18 protein-coding genes and 1 pseudogene are annotated in these 17,378 nt (G+C 69.8%); 11 read left to right on the top strand and 8 right to left on the bottom strand.

The window, feature by feature from the left end:
* Positions 1–275 precede the first annotated feature (275 nt).
* From AB4850_RS09305 to AB4850_RS09295, 3 genes are all read left to right on the top strand, one after another.
* Positions 276–1,751 (top strand): amidase, encoded by a 1,476-nt coding sequence (locus tag AB4850_RS09305; RefSeq protein WP_414439531.1) that lies wholly within the window; start codon positions 276–278, stop codon positions 1,749–1,751.
* Between the two features lie 135 nt (positions 1,752–1,886).
* Entirely contained in the window at positions 1,887–2,606 is a 720-nt protein-coding gene (locus tag AB4850_RS09300; RefSeq protein ID WP_414439530.1) for a hypothetical protein, read from the top strand.
* Between the two features lie 144 nt (positions 2,607–2,750).
* Complete coding sequence (locus AB4850_RS09295; protein WP_414439529.1) at positions 2,751–3,614, top strand: arylamine N-acetyltransferase family protein; 864 nt, start codon at positions 2,751–2,753, stop codon at positions 3,612–3,614.
* A gap of 114 nt (positions 3,615–3,728) precedes the next feature.
* Here AB4850_RS09295 and gcvA read toward each other — a convergent pair whose 3' ends face one another.
* Positions 3,729–4,661: a transcriptional regulator GcvA gene (gcvA, locus tag AB4850_RS09290; RefSeq protein WP_414439528.1), complete on the bottom strand. Its 933-nt coding sequence runs from the start codon at positions 4,659–4,661 to the stop codon at positions 3,729–3,731.
* Positions 4,662–4,886: 225 nt separating this feature from the next.
* Here gcvA and AB4850_RS09285 point away from each other — a divergent pair, with 225 nt between their 5' ends.
* The 6 genes from AB4850_RS09285 to AB4850_RS09260 all read left to right on the top strand — a co-directional run bounded on the left by AB4850_RS09285 (position 4,887) and on the right by AB4850_RS09260 (position 9,437).
* Positions 4,887–5,663 (top strand): SDR family NAD(P)-dependent oxidoreductase, encoded by a 777-nt coding sequence (locus AB4850_RS09285; RefSeq protein WP_414439527.1) that lies wholly within the window; start codon positions 4,887–4,889, stop codon positions 5,661–5,663.
* 34 nt (positions 5,664–5,697) lie between these two features.
* Entirely contained in the window at positions 5,698–5,979 is a 282-nt protein-coding gene (locus tag AB4850_RS09280) for a hypothetical protein (RefSeq protein WP_414439526.1), read from the top strand.
* A gap of 18 nt (positions 5,980–5,997) precedes the next feature.
* Positions 5,998–6,342, top strand: coding sequence for a carboxymuconolactone decarboxylase family protein (locus AB4850_RS09275; protein WP_414439525.1), 345 nt, complete (start codon positions 5,998–6,000; stop codon positions 6,340–6,342).
* A gap of 238 nt (positions 6,343–6,580) precedes the next feature.
* A complete protein-coding gene (locus AB4850_RS09270; RefSeq protein WP_414439524.1) occupies positions 6,581–7,261 on the top strand; it encodes a cupin domain-containing protein in 681 nt (226 codons plus the stop codon).
* On the top strand, positions 7,258–8,418 hold the full coding sequence (locus AB4850_RS09265) for a flavin monoamine oxidase family protein (RefSeq protein WP_414439523.1): 1,161 nt from the start codon (positions 7,258–7,260) through the stop codon (positions 8,416–8,418). Before AB4850_RS09270 ends, AB4850_RS09265 begins: the two co-directional genes overlap by 4 nt.
* Positions 8,415–9,437 (top strand): alcohol dehydrogenase catalytic domain-containing protein, encoded by a 1,023-nt coding sequence (locus AB4850_RS09260; protein ID WP_414439522.1) that lies wholly within the window; start codon positions 8,415–8,417, stop codon positions 9,435–9,437. Before AB4850_RS09265 ends, AB4850_RS09260 begins: the two co-directional genes overlap by 4 nt.
* A gap of 19 nt (positions 9,438–9,456) precedes the next feature.
* Here AB4850_RS09260 and AB4850_RS09255 read toward each other — a convergent pair whose 3' ends face one another.
* Positions 9,457–9,939 carry an Lrp/AsnC family transcriptional regulator gene (locus AB4850_RS09255; RefSeq protein ID WP_414439521.1) on the bottom strand — a complete coding sequence of 161 codons (483 nt, stop codon included), beginning with the start codon at positions 9,937–9,939 and terminating at the stop codon, positions 9,457–9,459.
* A 277-nt stretch (positions 9,940–10,216) separates the two neighbouring features.
* Between AB4850_RS09255 and AB4850_RS09250 the strand changes: the two genes are divergently transcribed.
* Complete coding sequence (locus AB4850_RS09250; protein ID WP_414439520.1) at positions 10,217–10,858, top strand: LysE family translocator; 642 nt, start codon at positions 10,217–10,219, stop codon at positions 10,856–10,858.
* Positions 10,859–10,894: 36 nt separating this feature from the next.
* Here the strand turns inward: AB4850_RS09250 and AB4850_RS09245 are convergent, their stop codons facing one another.
* Positions 10,895–11,164 (bottom strand): 4-oxalocrotonate tautomerase, encoded by a 270-nt coding sequence (locus AB4850_RS09245; protein WP_414441993.1) that lies wholly within the window; start codon positions 11,162–11,164, stop codon positions 10,895–10,897.
* A 108-nt stretch (positions 11,165–11,272) separates the two neighbouring features.
* Positions 11,273–12,160, bottom strand: a pseudogene (locus tag AB4850_RS09240) (urea transporter); the annotation flags it as partial.
* A gap of 181 nt (positions 12,161–12,341) precedes the next feature.
* Between AB4850_RS09240 and AB4850_RS09235 the strand changes: the two are divergent.
* Positions 12,342–12,908: a putative glycolipid-binding domain-containing protein gene (locus AB4850_RS09235; protein ID WP_414439519.1), complete on the top strand. Its 567-nt coding sequence runs from the start codon at positions 12,342–12,344 to the stop codon at positions 12,906–12,908.
* Here AB4850_RS09235 and AB4850_RS09230 read toward each other — a convergent pair.
* Genes AB4850_RS09230 through AB4850_RS09215 form a run of 4 tightly spaced genes read right to left on the bottom strand, consistent with a single transcriptional unit; the run spans position 12,886 to position 17,309 of the window.
* Positions 12,886–13,878, bottom strand: coding sequence for an alpha/beta fold hydrolase (locus tag AB4850_RS09230; RefSeq protein ID WP_414439518.1), 993 nt, complete (start codon positions 13,876–13,878; stop codon positions 12,886–12,888). The two genes, AB4850_RS09235 and AB4850_RS09230, sit on opposite strands and share 23 nt — an antisense overlap.
* Before the next feature lie 10 nt (positions 13,879–13,888).
* Complete coding sequence (locus AB4850_RS09225) at positions 13,889–14,788, bottom strand: metal-dependent hydrolase (RefSeq protein ID WP_414439517.1); 900 nt, start codon at positions 14,786–14,788, stop codon at positions 13,889–13,891.
* Positions 14,785–15,714, bottom strand: coding sequence for an SDR family NAD(P)-dependent oxidoreductase (locus AB4850_RS09220; RefSeq protein WP_414439516.1), 930 nt, complete (start codon positions 15,712–15,714; stop codon positions 14,785–14,787). The genes AB4850_RS09225 and AB4850_RS09220 overlap by 4 nt, the downstream gene beginning before the upstream one ends.
* Before the next feature lie 17 nt (positions 15,715–15,731).
* Positions 15,732–17,309: a flavin-containing monooxygenase gene (locus AB4850_RS09215; RefSeq protein ID WP_414439515.1), complete on the bottom strand. Its 1,578-nt coding sequence runs from the start codon at positions 17,307–17,309 to the stop codon at positions 15,732–15,734.
* Positions 17,310–17,378 lie beyond the last annotated feature (69 nt).

Below are 17,378 nucleotides of genomic sequence, written 5' to 3'. Positions count from 1 at the left end.
GCCGCGCACGCACGTTGCGCCACGACGCCATGGCGAATAAAAAATCTAAAATTTTTATGTTTATGCGCATAAATGACATGCGACACGATTATTGCAATCGAGATGCATAATTGGCGGCAATTCATTGGATATCGCAATCGATTGTGCGAGAAAAATCAGAAATCGATGACAAAATCGCGCAGTCATGCCCCTCTTGGCTCCCTATAATTGTCGGCATTCTTCGAAGTGCCCGACATCGGGCCGGCTTCCCCTCACGTCCGTTTCAGGAGTGCCGCATGAACACCCCCGCTTCTCCCTCGTCTTCCCTCTCCCTTGATTCGATCGTCGCGCTGCCCGCGCATGCGCTGTCCGATGCGATCCGCAGCAAGCAGATCTCGTGCGTCGAGACGATGCGCGCCTACCTCGACCACATCGAGCGCGTGAACGGCCGCGTCAACGCGATCGTCGCGCTGCGCGAGCGCGCCGTGCTGCTGGCCGAGGCCGCCGAGAAGGACGCGGCGCTCGCGCGCGGCGAGTGGCAGGGCTGGATGCACGGCATGCCGCAGGCGCCGAAGGATCTCGCGCTGACCAAGGGCCTCGTCACGACGATGGGCTCGCCGATCTTCCGCGATTTCGTGCCCGATGTGGATGGGCTCGCGGTCGCCCGCGTGCGTGCGGCCGGTGCGATCTTCATCGGCAAGACCAACACGCCCGAGTTCGGGCTCGGCTCGCACACGTTCAACGAGGTGTACGGCGCCACGCGCAACCCGCACGACCTCGGCAAGAGCGCGGGCGGCAGCAGCGGCGGCGCGGCGGCGGCGCTGGCCGCGCGCATGCTGCCGGTGGCCGACGGCAGCGATTTCGGCGGCTCGCTGCGCAACCCGGCCGCGTTCTGCAACGTGCTCGGCTTCCGGCCGTCGGCGGGGCGCGTGCCCCGCTGGCCGGCCGCCGACGTGTTCTATCAGCAGTTCGGCACCGAGGGGCCGATGGGCCGCACCGTCACCGATCTCGCGCAGTTGCTCGCGATCCAGGCCGGCCGCGATGCGCGCGATGCGCAGTCGCTCGACGACGATCCCGCGCGCTTCACGCAGCCGCTCGATGCCGATCTGCGCGGCAAGCGGATTGCCTGGGTGGGCGACTGGAACGGCTATCTGGCGATGGAGCCGGGCGTGCTCGCGCTGGGCGAGCAGGCGCTCGGCGCGCTGCGCACGATCGGCTGCGAGGTCGATGCGGCGCTGCCGGCGTTCGAGCCGGCGCGCATCTGGCAGGTCTGGCTTGCGCACCGGCACCTGATGTCGGGCGGCGCGTCGCTCGTGCATTACCGCGACCGGGCGCGGCGTGCGCTGCTCAAGCCCGAGGCCGTGTTCGAGGTCGAGGGCCTGCTGGCGATGACGGCGGAGAACGTCGTGGACGCCAGCGCTGCGCGCTCCGCGTGGTACCAGGCCCTGCTGGAGATGTTCGAGCGCTACGACTTCATCGCCGCGCCCACCGCGCAGGTGTTTCCGTTCGACGTCGAGGCGCGCTGGCCGGCCACCATCGACGGGCGCGCGATGGACAGCTATCACCGCTGGATGGAAACCGTCACGCCGTGGACGCTCGCCGGCAGCCCGGTCGTCAACGTACCGGCGGGCTTCAACGCAGCGGGCCTGCCGACCGGCATTCAACTGATCGGCCGGCCGCGCGACGATTTCGGCGTGCTGCAACTCGCGCATGCGTATCAGCAGGCCGGCGATTGGGTGGCGCGGCGCTTGCCGGCGATGTTGGCGAGCTGATCGGCCGGCTTGCCGCGACCCCCGGTTTGTTTCGCTTTGGGAAAAGATCGGCCTGGTCCGTTCAGTTCCCTGGCAACACGTTTCGAGATGTATCGGCGATTGCACCGGCCTCGCGGCAGCGCGGACAATTTGCCCATGAAAGCGCTGAAACACGCACACAAGGTTCGGTCGATTGCGAAGACGCATGCGCGAACGGCCTTCATGGCGGCGGCCGGTTTTGCCGCCGGCGCGGTCGCGCATGCCCAGCAGACGCACGGCCCGGGACGCGCTGCGGCCCCCGCTGCCGCGCACTACGAATACGCTGCCATTCAGGATCGTGATCGAAGCGACGCTTCGGTCTTCCCGTCGTCCTCGTCTTCTTCCTCCGCCAACTGGCACGACTATGTCGACGCGAACCGACGTGTATTGGCGGGGCAGGCCGATCTGGCCGCGGCGATGGGGCTGTCCGGCGCGGCCGGGCAGGCGGCCGGCGCCGCCGGCAAGCTCGGCGCCGACGATGGCGCGGCCGAGCAGGTATCGGCTACCGCGCTGACGCAGATCGGCGGCGCGCAGCAATCGGTGGCACAGGCGTTGTCGCAGGCGTTCGCCTCGGCGCCGCCGGCCGGCATCGATCGCGACACGTTCCGCACCGGCCTTGCCTCGCTCGGCGAGGGCCTGCAACGCTTCGAGGCCTTGCCGCAGGGCGACGGCCATGCGCAGGCGCTCGACGCCACTGCCTCTCGCTTCGCCGAACACGCCCCCGACCAGATCGACGCCGCTGCCACGACGCTTCATGACGCGGTGCACTACGCGTCGGCGCACGGCATCGACGTGCCGCCGGCCGCCACGCTGGCGCTGCGCCGCGTGACGCGCTGATTGCCGGGCCATGTTGCACGGCACCACGGCACCCGCGGCGCGCAGGCCACGCGGCCCGCGGTGTTTTTCGGGCGTCGGATGCCACGCAGTGCTAAGGTAACGCGCAGCCGCCGACGGTTCCCTCTCCCAACGGATTCCTCCAGCATGTACAACGATCTCGATCTCCCGATCTATCTCGAACGCATCGGCTATCGCGGCAGGGTGGAGCCGACGCTCGACGCGCTGCGGCAACTGCATCTGCTGCATCCGCGCGCGATCCCGTTCGAGAATCTCGATCCGCTGATCGGGCTGCCGGTGCGGCTCGACATGATGTCGTTGGCCTCCAAGCTCGTGACGCGCCGCCGCGGCGGCTATTGCTTCGAGCAGAACCGGTTGTTCCACGCGGTGCTGCGGCAGTTCGGGTTTCGCGTCACGCCGCTGATCGCGCGCGTGCGCTGGCAGCAGACCACCGATGTGGCGACGCCGCAAACCCACAAGCTGCTGCGCGTCGATCTCGATGGCGAAAGCTGGACCGTGGACGTGGGTTTCGGCGCCGTGACGCAAACCGCGCCATTGGCCGCCACGCCTGGCTGCGTGCAGCGTACGCCGCATGGCGACTACCGGATGGTGGTCGCGCCGGTGCCGGGCGAGTTCGATCTCGAATTCAGGACGACGAAGCGTTGGGAGAGCGTCTACCGGTTCGGCACGCGGCGCGTCGAGCGCGTCGATATCGACGTGGCGAATTGGTACACGTCCACCCATCCCGATTCGAAGTTCGTCAACGACCTGATCGTCAGCCGCGTGCTGCCCGACGGGCGCGCTGCCTTGCTCAACGATGTGTTCACGCTGCGCGATGCGCATGGGGAGGCCACCATCGAGCGCCTCGCCGATCCGGCCGCCTGGGCGGCGTGCCTCGACGAGCGCTTCGACATCGATCTCGACGGCTTCGACGTCGAAGGCTTGTTCGCACGCGTGCAGGCGCGCAGCGCGGCGCTCGATGCGCTCGCGCAGGCGCAGGCCACGCGCTGATCCTGGCGGCGCCGAGGCGCGGCTCGGGTAACGGCCGAAAACGGCTGCTACAAGGCGGCAGCAAAGGCAGCAACAACTCCTGCAATACCGGGGCGCGATAACGGCCGCGCCGCGCTACGCGGGCGCGGCTTCGCCACCGCCGGCCGCCTCGGCCATCAACCACTCCCTGAACGCCACCAGCTTCGGTTGCGCCGCGCAATCGGCGCGATAGACGACGTAGTAGCCCAGCGCCGACGCGAAGCGGATCTGCGGAAACAGCGGCACCAGCCGGCCGGCGGCCACGTCGTCGCGGGCCAGCACGCTGCGCGCGAGCGCCACGCCGTGACCGTCGATGGCGGCCTGCAACACGGCCGCCGAATTGTTGACCTGCATGCCGCGCCGCGCATCCACCTCGCCCGCGCCCGCGTGGGCCAGCCACGCCTCCCACGACGCGAACCCCGCGTTCGGCTCCACCGACAGATCGTGAATCAGCGCCTTGCCCGCCAGCGCGTGCGGCGAGGCCGGCGCGCCGTGCCGCGCGAGCCAGCCCGGCGAGCAGACCGGATCGATCTGCTCGTCCATCAGCTTTTCGGCAACCAGCCCCGCCCACACGCCGCGCCCGTAACGCACGCCGATATCGATGCCCTGCGCGACGAAATCCACCGGTTTCAGGTTGGTGTCGAGCCGCACGTCGGTTTCGGGGCAGCGCGTGTGGAAGCGCTCGATGCGCGGCAGCAGCCACTTCGCGGCGAATGCGGGGCTGACGGCCACCGTCAGCACACCCGAGCGTGTGCCTTCGCGCAGCCGGTCGAGGCCGATCGACAGGCGGTCGAAGCCGGCGCGGATCTCGGGCAGCGCGCGTTCGGCGCTCGGCGTCGGCACGAGCCGCGCGCGGCCGCTGGTGCCGCGATGGAACAGCGGCGCGCCGAGCCAGTCCTCCAGCGAGCGCACCAACTGGCCGACCGCGGCCGGCGTGACGTTCAGTTCGGCAGCCGCCGCCGAGAAGCTCTGATGGCGGGCGCTGGCTTCGAACGCGCGCAGCGCGTTCAGGAATACGGGGCTTTTCACGATGAGGGCGGCAGGGGCGGGGCGATCCGCCGAGGATACGCCGGCGGGTGCCGGCACGCCACGCATCGATAAAGATTTTCTTTTGATTCGACACACATTATCTGGTTTGTGCCGCATCGCTTGCAGGCGAACAATGCCGTATCGAACCACGGCAAGGCAGACATCCCCGGCAATCGCGCCGCGCGCCGGCCCCGTGGCCTTCCACGATCACGAACGGAGTTCATCATGCATAGTTTTTCTTCCAAGGTGGCGATCGTCACGGGCGGCGGCTCGGGCATCGGCAAGGAGGTCGCGGCGCGGCTCGTCAAGGCGGGGGCGAGCGTCGTGATCGGCGGGAGCAACGAGGCCAAGCTCAAGCAGGCGGCGGCCGGGATCGATGCGAGCGGCGTGCGGGTGCGCCATCTGGCGGGCGACATCGCCACGCCGGCCGCGGCCGCCGCGCTGGTCGAACTGGCGACGCAGGCCTTCGGCGGCGTGGACATCCTGATCAACAACGCGGGCATCTTCAGCCCGAAGCCGTTCCTGGAAGTCGACGAGGCCGAATACGACGGCTTCCTCGACATCATCCTGAAGGGCAAGTTCTTCATGGCGCAGGCCGCCGCGAAGGCGATGCAACTGCGCGGCGGCGGCGCGATCGTGCAGACCGGCTCGCTGTGGGCGCTGCAGGCGATCGGCGCGACGCCGTCGGCGGCCTATTCGGCGGCCAATGCCGGCGTGCATGCGCTCACGCGCAATCTGGCGATCGAACTCGCGCCGTCGCGCATTCGCATCAACACCGTCGCCCCGGCCGTGGTCGAAACGCCGGTCTACAACACGTTCATGTCGGACGATCAGGTCAAGGCCACGCTGCCGGCCTTCAACGCGTTTCACCCGCTCGGGCGCAACGGCCAGCCGGCGGACGTGGCCGAGGCGATGCTGTTTCTCGCGTCGACCGAAGCCTCGTGGATCACCGGCACGGTGCTGCCGGTGGACGGCGGCGTGATGGCCGGCCGCCACGCCTGAGCGTCGCTCATCCCCCTATCGAAGGAGTCGAACCATGGTTTATCTGCAAATCACGCTGAAGATCGCGGCGGCGCAGCGCGCGGCGGCGGCCGGCGTCTATGCGAAATACAAGGCGGCGTTTCTCGACACGATTCCCGGCGCGGCCTCGAAGCAACTGCTGCTGCGCGATGCGGACGTGCAGGTGCTGCACGGCTTCGACACCGAGGCGCACGCGCAGGCCTATCTGACGAGCGCGCTGTTCACCGCCGACGTGGTGCGCGAGCTGACGCCGCTGCTCGACGCCGCGCCCGATGTGCGCGTCTACCAAGCCGCTTGACCCGAGGAGCAATCGATCATGATGCAGGAATGGAATGGCTACCGCGACGCGCTGCTGGAGCGTGTCGGCGATTTTGCGAAGCTGAACCCCGACGCGATGCGCGGGCTGATGACGATCGACGGCGCGGGCGCGAAGCTCGGCAAGCTCGAACCGAAGATCCACGAACTGATCGCGCTGGCCGTGGCCGTGACGACGCGCTGCGATGGCTGCATCGCGGTGCATACCCGGAAGGCCGTCGAGCACGGCGCGACGCGCGAGGAGATCGCCGAGGCGCTCGGCGTGGCGATCGCGCTGAACGCGGGGGCGGCGCTGACCTATTCGGCACGTGTGCTTGAAGCGCATGCGGCGCTGCCGGCTGCTTGAGGGGGGCGGGTTGCAGGGCGGTGGTGATTGCGGCTGAGGCTGCAATCACTGCTGCTGCGACCACCGCGACGGCTCAACTGCCTCAACTGCTGCGATCGCCGTAGCAGCCGTAGCAGCCGCAACACCGCGATGACTGCGACCGCCGTAACCGCCGCAATCTGCGGCACCTCCCGTGCCCCCGCCGCGGATTCCCGCTCGCACTCGAAGCCGCGGCGCAAGTTCTATCAAGGATGCCCTCATGCTCGTCAATGCCGATTTCGCGCTCCGTGCCGTGGTGCCGGCCGATCAATACCGCTGGATTGCCTCGCCGCAGGCCGGCGTCGAGCGCGTGATGTTGGATCGCGTCGGCGGCGAGCAGGCGCGCGCCACCAGCCTCGTGCGCTACGCGCGCGCCTCGTCGTTTCCGAGTCATCCGCATCCGGGCGGCGAAGAGATCCTGGTGCTCGCGGGCGTGTTCTCCGAAGGCGAGCGCGATTACCCGGCCGGCTGGTATCTGCGCAATCCGCCCGGCTCGGCGCACCGGCCGTCGAGCGACGACGGCGCGCTGCTGTTCGTCAAGCTGCGCCAGATGCGCGCCGACGACACGCGCACCGTGCGCATCGACACGCGCGATCCGGCCGCCTGGCTTCAACGCGGCGAGCGCGAGTTCTGCCCGCTGTTCGATTCGCCGAGCGAAACCGTGGCGTTGCAGCGGCTGGCCGCGCAGGCCGAGCCCGATCTCGCGGCGGCGGGGCGCGTCGAATTGTTGGTGGTCGACGGCGCGCTATGGCTCGACGATCGCAGCTACCCGTGCGGAAGCTGGATTCGCCTGCCCGATGGCGACCGCCCCGATTGCCGCGCGCAATCGGCCGGCACGACCGTCTACGTGAAGACACTGCGCGAGACGCCCGACGAGACGCCCGACGAGGTGCCGGCATGACGCGCGACGCCAGCGTGGTGATCGTCGGCGGCGGCCTGGCGGGCCTCGTCGCGGCGTGGCGGCTCGAACGGCAAGGCGTGGCGGTCGTGCTGATCGAGGCCGGCGAGCGGCTGGGCGGGCGGATCGAATCGCTGACGACCGCGCAGATGGGCACGGCCGAAGCCCTGACGGACGACTCCCCGCGCTTCGATCTCGGCGCGACGTGGTTCTGGCCGTCGCTGCAGCCCGAGTTGAGCGGCCTGATCGAGGCATTGGGCCTGCCGAGCAGCGCCCAGCACGAATCCGGCGACATGCTCGTGGAGCGCTCGCCGCACGCCGCGCCGCAGCGCGTGCAGGGCTATGCGACCGGATCGATGCGGCTCGACGGCGGCATGGCGGCGCTGGTCGAGGCCGTTCGGGCGCGTCTGAACGCCACGCGGATCGTCACGGGCGAGACGGTGCGCCGGATTCGTCGCGTGGCGTCGGGCATCGAACTGGACGCAACCGATACCTGCGACCGAATCACCACGTATCGGGCCGGGCATGTGCTGCTCGCGCTACCGCCCCGGCTCGCGGCGGCCACTATCGCGTTCGAGCCGGCGTTGCCGCGCGCGCTCGCGATCGCGTGGCGCGACACGGCCACCTGGATGGCGCCGCATGCGAAATACCTGGCCGTCTACGACGCGCCGTTCTGGCGCGAGGCCGGCCTGTCGGGCGCGGCGCGCAGCGCGGGCGGCCCGCTCGCGGAGCTGCACGACGCCTCGCCGGCGCATGGCGCGGGCGCGCTGTTCGGCTTCTTCGGCGTGCCGGCGCGCACGCGCTCGCGCGTGGCCGACGCCGTGCTGCGCGAGCAATGCCGCGCGCAACTCGTGCGTCTGTTCGGCGCGGAGGCCGCCACGCCGCGCGCCGAGGCGATCCGCGACTGGGCGCGTTTGCCCACTGTTGCGACCGCCGCCGATCAGGATGGCGGCGCGGGCCATGGCATCGCGCCGCCGGCCGCCGTTGCCATCGGCCCATGGCAGGGCTGCCTGACCGGCATCGCGAGCGAATGGTCGCCGCGCTTTCCGGGCTACGTGGCCGGGGCCGTCGAGGCGGCCGAGCGCGGCGTGCATGCCTGGCTTGATGGCGTAGGCCGCGCGCCAGTGTCATGCCTTTCATCGAACCGGGAGCCATCATGAAACCGACTTACCGCGCCATGCAGGCCAGCGCGCCGGGCCGCCTCGAATGGGTCGAGCGCGCCATGCCCGCGCCGCCGCCCGACGAAGTGCTGATCGAAGTGGAAGCCTGCGGCGTATGCGGCGCCGACGCGGCCGACATCGAACGCGCCGATCCGGCGCTGACCCCGCCGCGCGTGCCGGGCCACGAGGTGGTGGGGCGCATCGCGGCGCTCGGCGCGGGCGTGCCGCCGATCTGGCGGCTCGGGCAGCGCGTGGGCGTCGGCCGTTTGGGCGGCCATTGTCTGATCTGCCCGGCGTGCCGGCGCGGCCAGTTTCAGCTGTGCGCGAACCAGCCGTTCGTCGGCGCGAGCCGCGACGGCGGTTACGCCGAGATGATGCTGGCGCGTGCCACGGGCCTGGTCGCGATCCCCGACGAACTCGCCTCGGAGGAGGCTGCGCCGATCCTCTGCGCCGGCATCGCCACGTTCAACGCGCTGAAGAAATGCGGCGCGCAGGCCGGCGACACGGTGGCCGTGCTTGGCATCGGCGGGCTGGGCCACATGGCGCTGCAATACGCGCGGCGGATGGGGTTTCGGGTGGTGGCGGTGGGGCGCGGCGCATCGATCGCGGCCGATGCGCTGGCGCTCGGCGCGCACGTGTATGTCGATGCCGCGCGAGAGGATGCCGCCGCGCCTCTGTTGGCGCTCGGTGGCGCTCAGGCGATCCTGACCACGATCGGCGACGCGGCGGCGGCCGCCGCGCTGATGGCCGGGCTTGCGCCGCAAGGGCGGCTGGTGGTGCTGGGCGCGGGCAGGGACCCGCTGCCGGTGTCGCCGGGGCATCTGGTGGCGGGCGAGCGCAGCGTGCTCGGCTCGATCACCGGCTCGCCATGGGAGAACGAACGCACGCTCGATTTCAGCGTGCTGGCCGGGGTGCGCCCGCGCATCGAGACGCTGCCGCTCGAACGCGCCGAGGAGGCCTACCGGCGCATGCGCTCGGGCGAGGCCACGTTCCGGATGGTGCTGACGATGGGCCGCTGAACGCGCGGCCGGCCCGCCGTCATACCTGCATCGACGGCACGTCCTTCACGCAGCGCAGCGCGAACATCGAGCGGCTGTGGCGGATGCTGGAGATCTTGTAGAGCTTCTCGCGCAGGAAGCGTTCGTAGCCGGCCGTGCCGTCCACCGCCACCTTGATCCAGTAGTCGTATTCGCCGGAGACGAGGTAGGCCTCCAGCACCTCGGGCAGCGCGGCCAGTTCGGCGCCGAAGCGGGCCAGCGCGTCGTCCTCGTGGCGGTCGAGCGTGACTTCGAGGATCACGATGTCGGCATAGCCGAGCCTGCGCGGGTTGACGAGCGCGACGTAGCCGTCGATATAGCCATCGGTTTCGAGCTGGCGCGTACGGTTCCAGCAGGCGGTGGTGGACATGCCCACCTGTTCGGCCAGCTCCGCGTTCGACAGCCGGGCATTGGACTGGAGCGCGCGCAGGATCTTGCGATCCTGGTTGTCGAGCGATTTGGGGGAGCGTTCGCGGGTGGCCATGATCGAAAGGGAATTCTGTTCCGGGGATCGCGAGTTTATCTGAAGAAGCTTCCGGTTTTGCGCGCATTTCGCTGGATAAGCGGAAGCCTTTTCAGCGAGCGGCCGGTTATATTTTCTCCATGCCCGAATGCCCGGCACGACCGATCCGAGCACCCTTCGGAACGGTAAGCGTCGCCGCGATCACGAGTCGCGACGCCGGGCGGACAGGCATGCGTCATGGCGCTGATCCGCGCTTTCGCTGTTTTCACCACCTGCCTTTTGCCCTCCCTCCCGAACCATGTCGTTCCAGCTTTACCTCTCGTTCGTCGCCGCCGCGCTCGTGCTGATCTACGCCCCCGGTCCCGTCAACCTGCTGACCATGAGCCTCGCGCTGCGCGCCGGCTGGCGGCGCGCACTGCCGTGCGTGTGGGGCGGCACCGTGGCCGTGCTGCTGCAACTGATGCTGACCGCGCTGTGCCTCAATTCGCTGCTGACGATCGATGCGCGTGCGCTCGGCGTGCTGCGCTGGGTCGGCGCGGCCTACCTGGTGTGGCTCGGGGTGCGGCAGTGGCGCAGCGTCTCGCTGACGGGGCCGGCGGCCGACGCCGCCTCCGGCGAGGAGCCGGCGCTGAGCGGCACGTCGCGCGGCCTGTTCTGGCGCGGCGTGGCGACCTCCGGTTTCAATCCGAAGACGCTGCTGTTCTTCCCGTCGTTCTTTCCGCAATTCATCAGCACCGACGCGCATTGGAGCGTCAACACGCAATACCTGGCGCTCGCGGCAAGCTTTGTGGTGCTGTTCGTGGCCGGGGTGGCGTCGATGGCGCTGTTCTCGCAGCGCCTGAGCCACTGGCTGCGGCGGCCGACGCGCGTGCGCGCGCTCAATCGCCTGATGGGCGGCCTGCTGGCCGGGATGGGCGCAATGATGGCCGGCTGGGGTTGAAGCGCCCGGGTTTCGGGCGCGTCGCACCGGACTCGCTTACTCGCTGTCGCTCCACAGCTTGCCGGCCGTCGCCCAGTTTTCCTTCTTCACGTCGCGCAGGATGATGTCGACCGACGACGGCGCGCAATCGAGCGTCTCGCAGGTCACGCGCGTGATGGCTTCGACGAAGCGGCGTTTCTGTTCGACGGTGCGGCCTTCGAACAGGTCGATCTGGAACGTGGGCATGACGGATCTCCGGGAGTGGGAAAAATCGGAAGGGGAAGGCGAAGGGGATGCGCTTGCGGCGGGCTGCGTGGCGGCTTGCATGGCCGGGTTCGCGGCGGCTTGTGCCGCCGTGTGTTCAGCCGTGTGCGCGCCCAGTTTCGCGGCATGCGCATCGCCGCGCAGCAGGCGTAACGCCATCGCCACACCGCACGCCGCGACGGCGAACGGCGCGCTGAACGGCGGCAGGCCGGCCCGCAGCGCGAGCCATTGTAGCGCCGCCGCCAGCAGCGCCGCACCGAGCGCGACACGCGAACCGAAGCCGCTCAGCGCGAGCGCGGCCAGCGCGCCGTTGTAGCCGAGCAGCCCGGCCGCGCAATGCGGCGCGGGCGAGCCCGCCGCCAGCATCAGCAGCGACGTGCCCGCGGCGCCGGCCAGCGCGAGCAGCGCGGCGCGCGGCGAAGCGAGCGCGACGCCGGCCAGCATGATCGCGCCGGGCAGCGCACCGCTCGCGAAGCCGGCCTGCGCGATCGCGCCGAACGCCGCGCCCGAGGCGCAGGCCGGCAGGTCGAAGGCGCCGGCATGGCCGCTGGCGGCCGTCGCCGCGCCCGATGACACCCACGGCAACCACAGCCCGATCGTCAGCACCGCCGGCAGCGAGTAGGCCGCGCCGCCGAAGCGCGCGAGCCGGTGCTCGACCGGCCGGTACAGCGCACCGGCCAGCAGCGCCGCGATCACCGCCAGCGCGAACGCGGTGGCGCGATCGGCCAGCAGCGCCACCGGCGCGAGCGCGGCCAGCGCGCCGCTGTAGCCGTGCAGGCCGAGGCGGGCCTGCGCCGCGTCGCCGGCATCGCGCGTGCCGCCCGTCAGCAAGGCCGCCAGATTCGCGGCGGCGGTGCCGGCCAGCGCCGCTGCCGCGAGTGCGGGCGAGGCGAGCGTCAACCCCGCCAGCACGCATGCGCCGGTGCCTGCATGCGCCTGCAACAGAATTTGTCCGAGGCCGCGCAGCAGCGTGCGCAGTTCCGCCGGCAGCGCGAGCGGCGACAGGGCGGGCAGAAGCGGACCGGAGCGGAGCAGACCGGAACGAAGGCGGGCGGGCATGGCGGCGGTATCGATGGCGCAATCGGCAACGGGCCGCAACGCGGCTGCGGCCCGGGAAGCCGCGAGCATAGGGGATCGCCGCACGAGGGGGAGAAGCGATGCCGGATACCGGATATTTGCGCTACGATCGTGCGCACTGCGCGCGGCACCGCCGCGTGGGCTGCCCACGGAGGTCCCCGGCATGCGCGATGTGCGTTGGGCGTCGCTCGACAGCGACGGAATCGAACACCTGACGCTCGTACGCGACGGCGGCGGCTATCTGGCGGAGAGCGTGATCGTCGGCCGGCACGACGACGGCCGGCGCTATGGCCTGGCCTATCGGGTCGCCTGCGACGCGCACTGGCGCACCACGCTCGCGACGCTCGCCGTGATGGGCGGCGCCAAGCTGACGCTCGAACGCGATCACGACGGCCATTGGTGCGAAGTGGTTGATGCCTTCGAGCGCCGCGCGTTGCCCGCGCTCGAAGGCTGCGTCGACCTCGACATCGCCGCCACCCCGTTCACCAATACCTTGCCGATCCGCCGCCTCGGGCTCAAGCGCGACGAGCGGCGCACGATCGACGTCGTCTACGTGACGATTCCCGAATTGAGCGTGGCGCGTGCCACCCAGACCTACGTGTGCATCGAGCCGGGCCGGCGCTATCGCTACGAAGGGATCGACGGCCGCTTCAAGGCCGGCTTGAGCGTGGACGACGACGGGCTGGTCGTCGAATACGACACGCTGTTCAGACGCTTGCCTGCGGCTTGACGGGCACGTCGCCGGCCGGCCGCGCGCCGTCGGCATCGTTGGCGCCGGCGCGGCGCGTGCGGTGCGCGGCGGCGTTGTCGTCCGGCACGGCCACGCCCGGTTCGTCCAGTGCCTTTGCCGCGAACGCCGGCTCGTACTGCGCCGCGAAGCGGTCGATGCGCTCGGCGATCAGCGCCGCGTCGCGCAGCACCGTCCAGTGCGGCGCGTCGATCAATTCACGCCGGTGCGGGCCGAGCCAGCGTTCGAGGTTTTCCGTGAGCACGGGCGTGACGTAGCGGTCGCGGGTCGGCACCAGGATCTGCACGGGCGCTTGCGCATAGCGTTCGCGCGGCGCGCGCGAGCGCGCGATGAAGTTCGCGCGATACAGCCGGATGCCGTTCACGCCGTTGCGCAACTGGTGCGGGTCGGCCTCGGCGCGAATCCGCTCGGTGCTGCGCAGCCACAGCGGCCACAGCCGCGCGCCGCCGAGCCGCCAGAACAGCGGCGGCAGCACCGGCAGGTGGAAGAACACGATGTACCAGGATTTCAGCGATTGCCGCAGGTTGAACGGCGCGCGGAACACGTGATCGAGGCACGGCCCCGAAATCGACGTGTACGACAGGATGCGCCCGCGCATCGCCGGATCGGTCGCGGCTTCCCAGCTCTGGATCGATCCCCAGTCGTGCCCGACCAGATGGAACGGCCGCGTGCCGCAGGCGGCCGTGGCCACCGCCGACAGGTCGCGTTCGAGTTGCGCCATCCGATAAGCGGCGGTGGCGCGCGGCGCATCCGATTCGCCCGAACCGCGCGTGTCGTAGGCGATCACGCGATAGCGGCGCTCCAGCACCTCGCGCACGCGGTCCCACACGCGCGACGAATCGGGGTAGCCGTGCACCAGGATCACGGGCGGCGCGTCGCGCGGCCCGCTCAGGTGGACGGCGAGCCGCACGCCGTCCGAATCGACCATGAGCGTGTCGCGCGGGTTCGTCATGGCGCGCGCCTCAATGAGCCGGCGCGGCGGCGCCCGGATGCAGCGGCACGCGACGCGGCGCGGCTTCGGCGGCGTAGCGCGCGTTGGTCTCGTCGATCTTGGCCAGCAGGCTCGGGATCTCGCTCAGATAGCGGCGGTTGTCGTAATCCCACGGATGGAAGCCCGGGCGGAAGAAGCCGAACCACTCGCGCGCAATGCCCGGGAACACGCCGCCGCGCGGCGCGTACAGGTACTTGACGAGCGTCCACATGCCCGAGAAGCGGCCGTACCGGCGACGGTGCGCGAACATCAGGCGCACGTGGTAATCGAACACGATGGTCCAGAAGATCGCGGTGGTGATCAGCATCGTGCCGGTGCGCAGCAGGTAGCGGCCGAGGCCCGGCTTGATCACGCGCAGCCACACGTCGTAGGACACCGATTTGTGCTCGGTTTCCTCCATCGCGTGCCACATCCACATCTGCGTGTAGCCGTCGACGGAGCCGTCGATGCGCTGCTTGTGGCCTTCGAGCAGCAGGTTCGCCAGCATCGCCGTGTAGTGCTCCAAAGCGATCGTGATGGCCAACTGCATTGACGGCGGCAGGGTTTTCCTGAACAGGCCGAGCACCCACCACAGCCGCTTGTCGAGCTTGTGCGCGGGCAGGCCGGCCGATTGCAGCAGGTCGTTGTACTCGATATGCTCGCGCGTGTGCATCGCTTCCTGGCCGATGAAGCCGGCCACCTGCTTCTTCAGTTCGGGATCGTCGATCTGGTCTCGATAGTGGCGCACCGAATCCATGAAGAAGCGCTCGCCGGCCGGGAACAGCAGCGACAGCGCGTTCATGAAGTGGGTGACGGGCACGCCCTTGACGTGCCAGTCGCACGCGCGATCGGGGGGCATGGCGAAACGGACGTCGCGGCGGACGGGCATCATGACGGTTCTCCCTGATTACCTGTGTTGTTGTAGGTCGAGTGGGCCGGCGCGAGCGTGCCGCCGCGTGCGGCGCGCTTGCGCGCCTTGGCCCGTTCGCGTTTGGTCGCGAGCACGACCAGCGCCTGGTAGGCGGCGGGCAGCGTGCGCGCGAGCCAGTCGGCGCCGCGCGCGTCGCGCCCGATCAGCACGCGGCGCTTGTTCTTGCGCACGCCGTGCAGGATCACGCGCGCGGCTTCCTCGGGCGTCGTGATGAAGAACTTCTCGAAGTCGTCCTTGCCCTGCTGCTCGCTGTCGACCATGAAGCCGAGCATGTTCTGCGAGATCCGGCTCGACTGCGCGATGTTGGTCTTGATGCCGCCCGGATGCACGCAGGTGGCCGACACGCCGCAACGCATCATGTCGAGTTCCTGGCGCAGCGATTCGGTGAAGCCGCGCACCGCGAACTTGGTCGAGTTGTAGGCGCTCATGCCCGGCTGCGCGAAGATGCCGAAGATGCTCGAGGTGTTGATCACGTGGCCGTCGCCCGCCGCTTTCAGGTGCGGCAGGAACGCCTTGGTGCCGTGCACCACGCCCCAGTAGTTGATGTTCATGATCCATTCGAGGTCGGCGTAATCCATGCCCTCGATGGTGCTCGACAGCGCCACGCCGGCATTGTTGAACACCAGGTTCACGCGGCCGAACTGGCGCGCGGTGTCGTCGGCCCAGCGGTGCACGGCGGCCCGGTCGGCCACGTCGAGCACGCAGGTGGTGATGCGCACCGTGGGCGCGAGCGCGCGCACGATCCGCTCGGTTTCGGCGAGGCCCACGCCGTTGCGGTCGGCCAGCGCCACGTGGCAGCCGGCCTGGGCCAGTTGCAGCGCGAGCGAGCGGCCCATGCCCGAGCCGGCGCCGGTGATCGCGGCGACCTTGTCGTGGAAGGATTTCATCGGTGTGCTCCTTGTCGTCAGACGGCCGGGGCGCTGCGGGCCGGGGCGTCGGTGGCGGCGGCAGCGCTGGCCGCGGCCGGTTGGGCGTCGCGGCGCGCGGCCGCGTAGGCTTGGTAATCGGCGATCGAGAACTGCGCGGTGGCCTGCCGGAAGCGCCACGTGAAGCCCGGCCACAGCGTGGTGTTCTTGCCGGTGCGCGGGTCCAGGTACCAGCTCTTGCAGCCGCCGGTGGACCAGATCGCGCGCTTCAGGCGCTGTTGCAGCCGCGCGTTGTAGTCGGCCTCCACCAGCGGGCGCACCTCGATCGCATCGGCGCGGTCGCGATCCATCGCGTCGAGCGCGCCGAGGATGTATTCGATCTGCGACTCGATCATGAACACCATCGAGTTGTGGCCGAGGCCGGTGTTCGGGCCGACGATCATGAAGAAGTTCGGATAGCCGGGCAGCGCGGTGCCGAGGTAGGCGTGCGCGCCGTCGCGCCAGGTATCGACGATGTCCACGCCGTTGCGCCCGCGAATCACGCCGCGCGGGTACGGGTCCGCCACCTGGAAGCCGGTGCCGTAGATCAGGCAATCCACCTCGTGACGCTGGCCGCTGGCGGTGACCACCGCGTTCGGCTCGATGCGCGCGATCGGATCGGTGATCACGTCCACGTTGGCGCGCGTGAGCGCCGGGTAGTAGTCGTTCGAGATCAGCACGCGCTTGCAGCCGAGCGTGTAGTCGGGCGTGACGGTGGCGCGCAGCGCCGGGTCGGCAATCTGCTTGCGGATATGGCGTTCGGCCACTTTCTGCACGAGCTTCATGATGCCGGGGTGGATCGCGAAGCCGAGCACGCGCGATTCGAGCATCCAGTAGCGGCTGGTGCGCGCGAGCTTCTGCGTGAACGGCAGCGCGCGGAACATCCACTGCTCGACGCGCGTGAGCTGGCGGTCGGGCTTCGGCATGATCCACGGCGGCGTGCGCTGGAACAGCGCCAGTTGCGCGACGCGCGGGGCGATCTGCGGCACGAACTGGATCGCGCTCGCGCCGGTGCCGATCACGGCCACACGCTTGCCGCGCAGGTCGTAGTGGTGATCCCAGTGCTGCGAGTGGAAGGCGTGGCCCTGGAAGCTGTCGAGGCCGTCGATCTGCGGCAGCGCCGCGCGCGACAGCCCGCCCATGCCCGACACCAGCACGCGCGCCGACACCTGCTTGCCGTTCGCGAAGCTCAGGCGCCAGCGGTGCGCCACGTCGTCGTATTCGGCGCTGGCCAGCTCGTGGCCGAGACGCAGGTAGGGCGCCACGCCGAACTGCTCGACGCAGCGCTCCAGATACGCGCGGATTTCGGGTTGCGGGGCGAACGCGCGGGTCCAGCGCGGGTTCGGCGCGAACGAGAACGAATAGACATGCGAAGGCACGTCGCAGGCGCAGCCGGGGTAGTGGTTGTCGCGCCAGGTGCCGCCCACCGTGGCGGCCTTCTCGAACACCGCGAAATCGCCACGGCCCTTCTGGCGCAGCCGGATCGCCATGCCGAGGCCGGCGAAACCGGTGCCGATGATGGCGATGTCGACGGATTCGGGCATGCCGTTTCGGTCGGGCAGGGTACGGGCATTCATGCGGTGTCTCCGTTCCGGTTCATTTTTAAATGTGACATTGACGGATGTAACGATAGTCGGTGACGGGCG

This window comes from Burkholderia sp. 22PA0106 (assembly GCF_047497155.1).
Taxonomy (GTDB): Bacteria; Pseudomonadota; Gammaproteobacteria; order Burkholderiales; family Burkholderiaceae; genus Burkholderia.
Note: the sequence above shows the minus strand (reverse complement) of the source record. Positions and strands in the feature narration are given on the sequence as shown.

Excerpts from the sequence above, each read along its gene's own strand:
- AB4850_RS09275 (WP_414439525.1), top strand. The coding sequence starts at position 5,998 with ATGATGCAGGAATGGAATGGCTACCGCGACGCGCTGCTGGAGCGTGTC.
- AB4850_RS09270 (WP_414439524.1), top strand. The coding sequence starts at position 6,581 with ATGCTCGTCAATGCCGATTTCGCGCTCCGTGCCGTGGTGCCGGCCGAT.
- AB4850_RS09255 (WP_414439521.1), bottom strand. The coding sequence starts at position 9,939 with ATGGCCACCCGCGAACGCTCCCCCAAATCGCTCGACAACCAGGATCGC.
- AB4850_RS09230 (WP_414439518.1), bottom strand. The coding sequence starts at position 13,878 with ATGACGAACCCGCGCGACACGCTCATGGTCGATTCGGACGGCGTGCGG.
- AB4850_RS09305 (WP_414439531.1), top strand. The coding sequence starts at position 276 with ATGAACACCCCCGCTTCTCCCTCGTCTTCCCTCTCCCTTGATTCGATC.
- AB4850_RS09265 (WP_414439523.1), top strand. The coding sequence starts at position 7,258 with ATGACGCGCGACGCCAGCGTGGTGATCGTCGGCGGCGGCCTGGCGGGC.
- AB4850_RS09260 (WP_414439522.1), top strand. The coding sequence starts at position 8,415 with ATGAAACCGACTTACCGCGCCATGCAGGCCAGCGCGCCGGGCCGCCTC.
- AB4850_RS09295 (WP_414439529.1), top strand. The coding sequence starts at position 2,751 with ATGTACAACGATCTCGATCTCCCGATCTATCTCGAACGCATCGGCTAT.
- AB4850_RS09245 (WP_414441993.1), bottom strand. The coding sequence starts at position 11,164 with ATGCAAGCCGCCACGCAGCCCGCCGCAAGCGCATCCCCTTCGCCTTCC.
- AB4850_RS09250 (WP_414439520.1), top strand. The coding sequence starts at position 10,217 with ATGTCGTTCCAGCTTTACCTCTCGTTCGTCGCCGCCGCGCTCGTGCTG.
- AB4850_RS09220 (WP_414439516.1), bottom strand. The coding sequence starts at position 15,714 with ATGAAATCCTTCCACGACAAGGTCGCCGCGATCACCGGCGCCGGCTCG.
- AB4850_RS09285 (WP_414439527.1), top strand. The coding sequence starts at position 4,887 with ATGCATAGTTTTTCTTCCAAGGTGGCGATCGTCACGGGCGGCGGCTCG.
- AB4850_RS09300 (WP_414439530.1), top strand. The coding sequence starts at position 1,887 with ATGAAAGCGCTGAAACACGCACACAAGGTTCGGTCGATTGCGAAGACG.
- AB4850_RS09280 (WP_414439526.1), top strand. The coding sequence starts at position 5,698 with ATGGTTTATCTGCAAATCACGCTGAAGATCGCGGCGGCGCAGCGCGCG.
- AB4850_RS09225 (WP_414439517.1), bottom strand. The coding sequence starts at position 14,788 with ATGATGCCCGTCCGCCGCGACGTCCGTTTCGCCATGCCCCCCGATCGC.
- AB4850_RS09215 (WP_414439515.1), bottom strand. The coding sequence starts at position 17,309 with ATGAATGCCCGTACCCTGCCCGACCGAAACGGCATGCCCGAATCCGTC.
- AB4850_RS09235 (WP_414439519.1), top strand. The coding sequence starts at position 12,342 with ATGCGCGATGTGCGTTGGGCGTCGCTCGACAGCGACGGAATCGAACAC.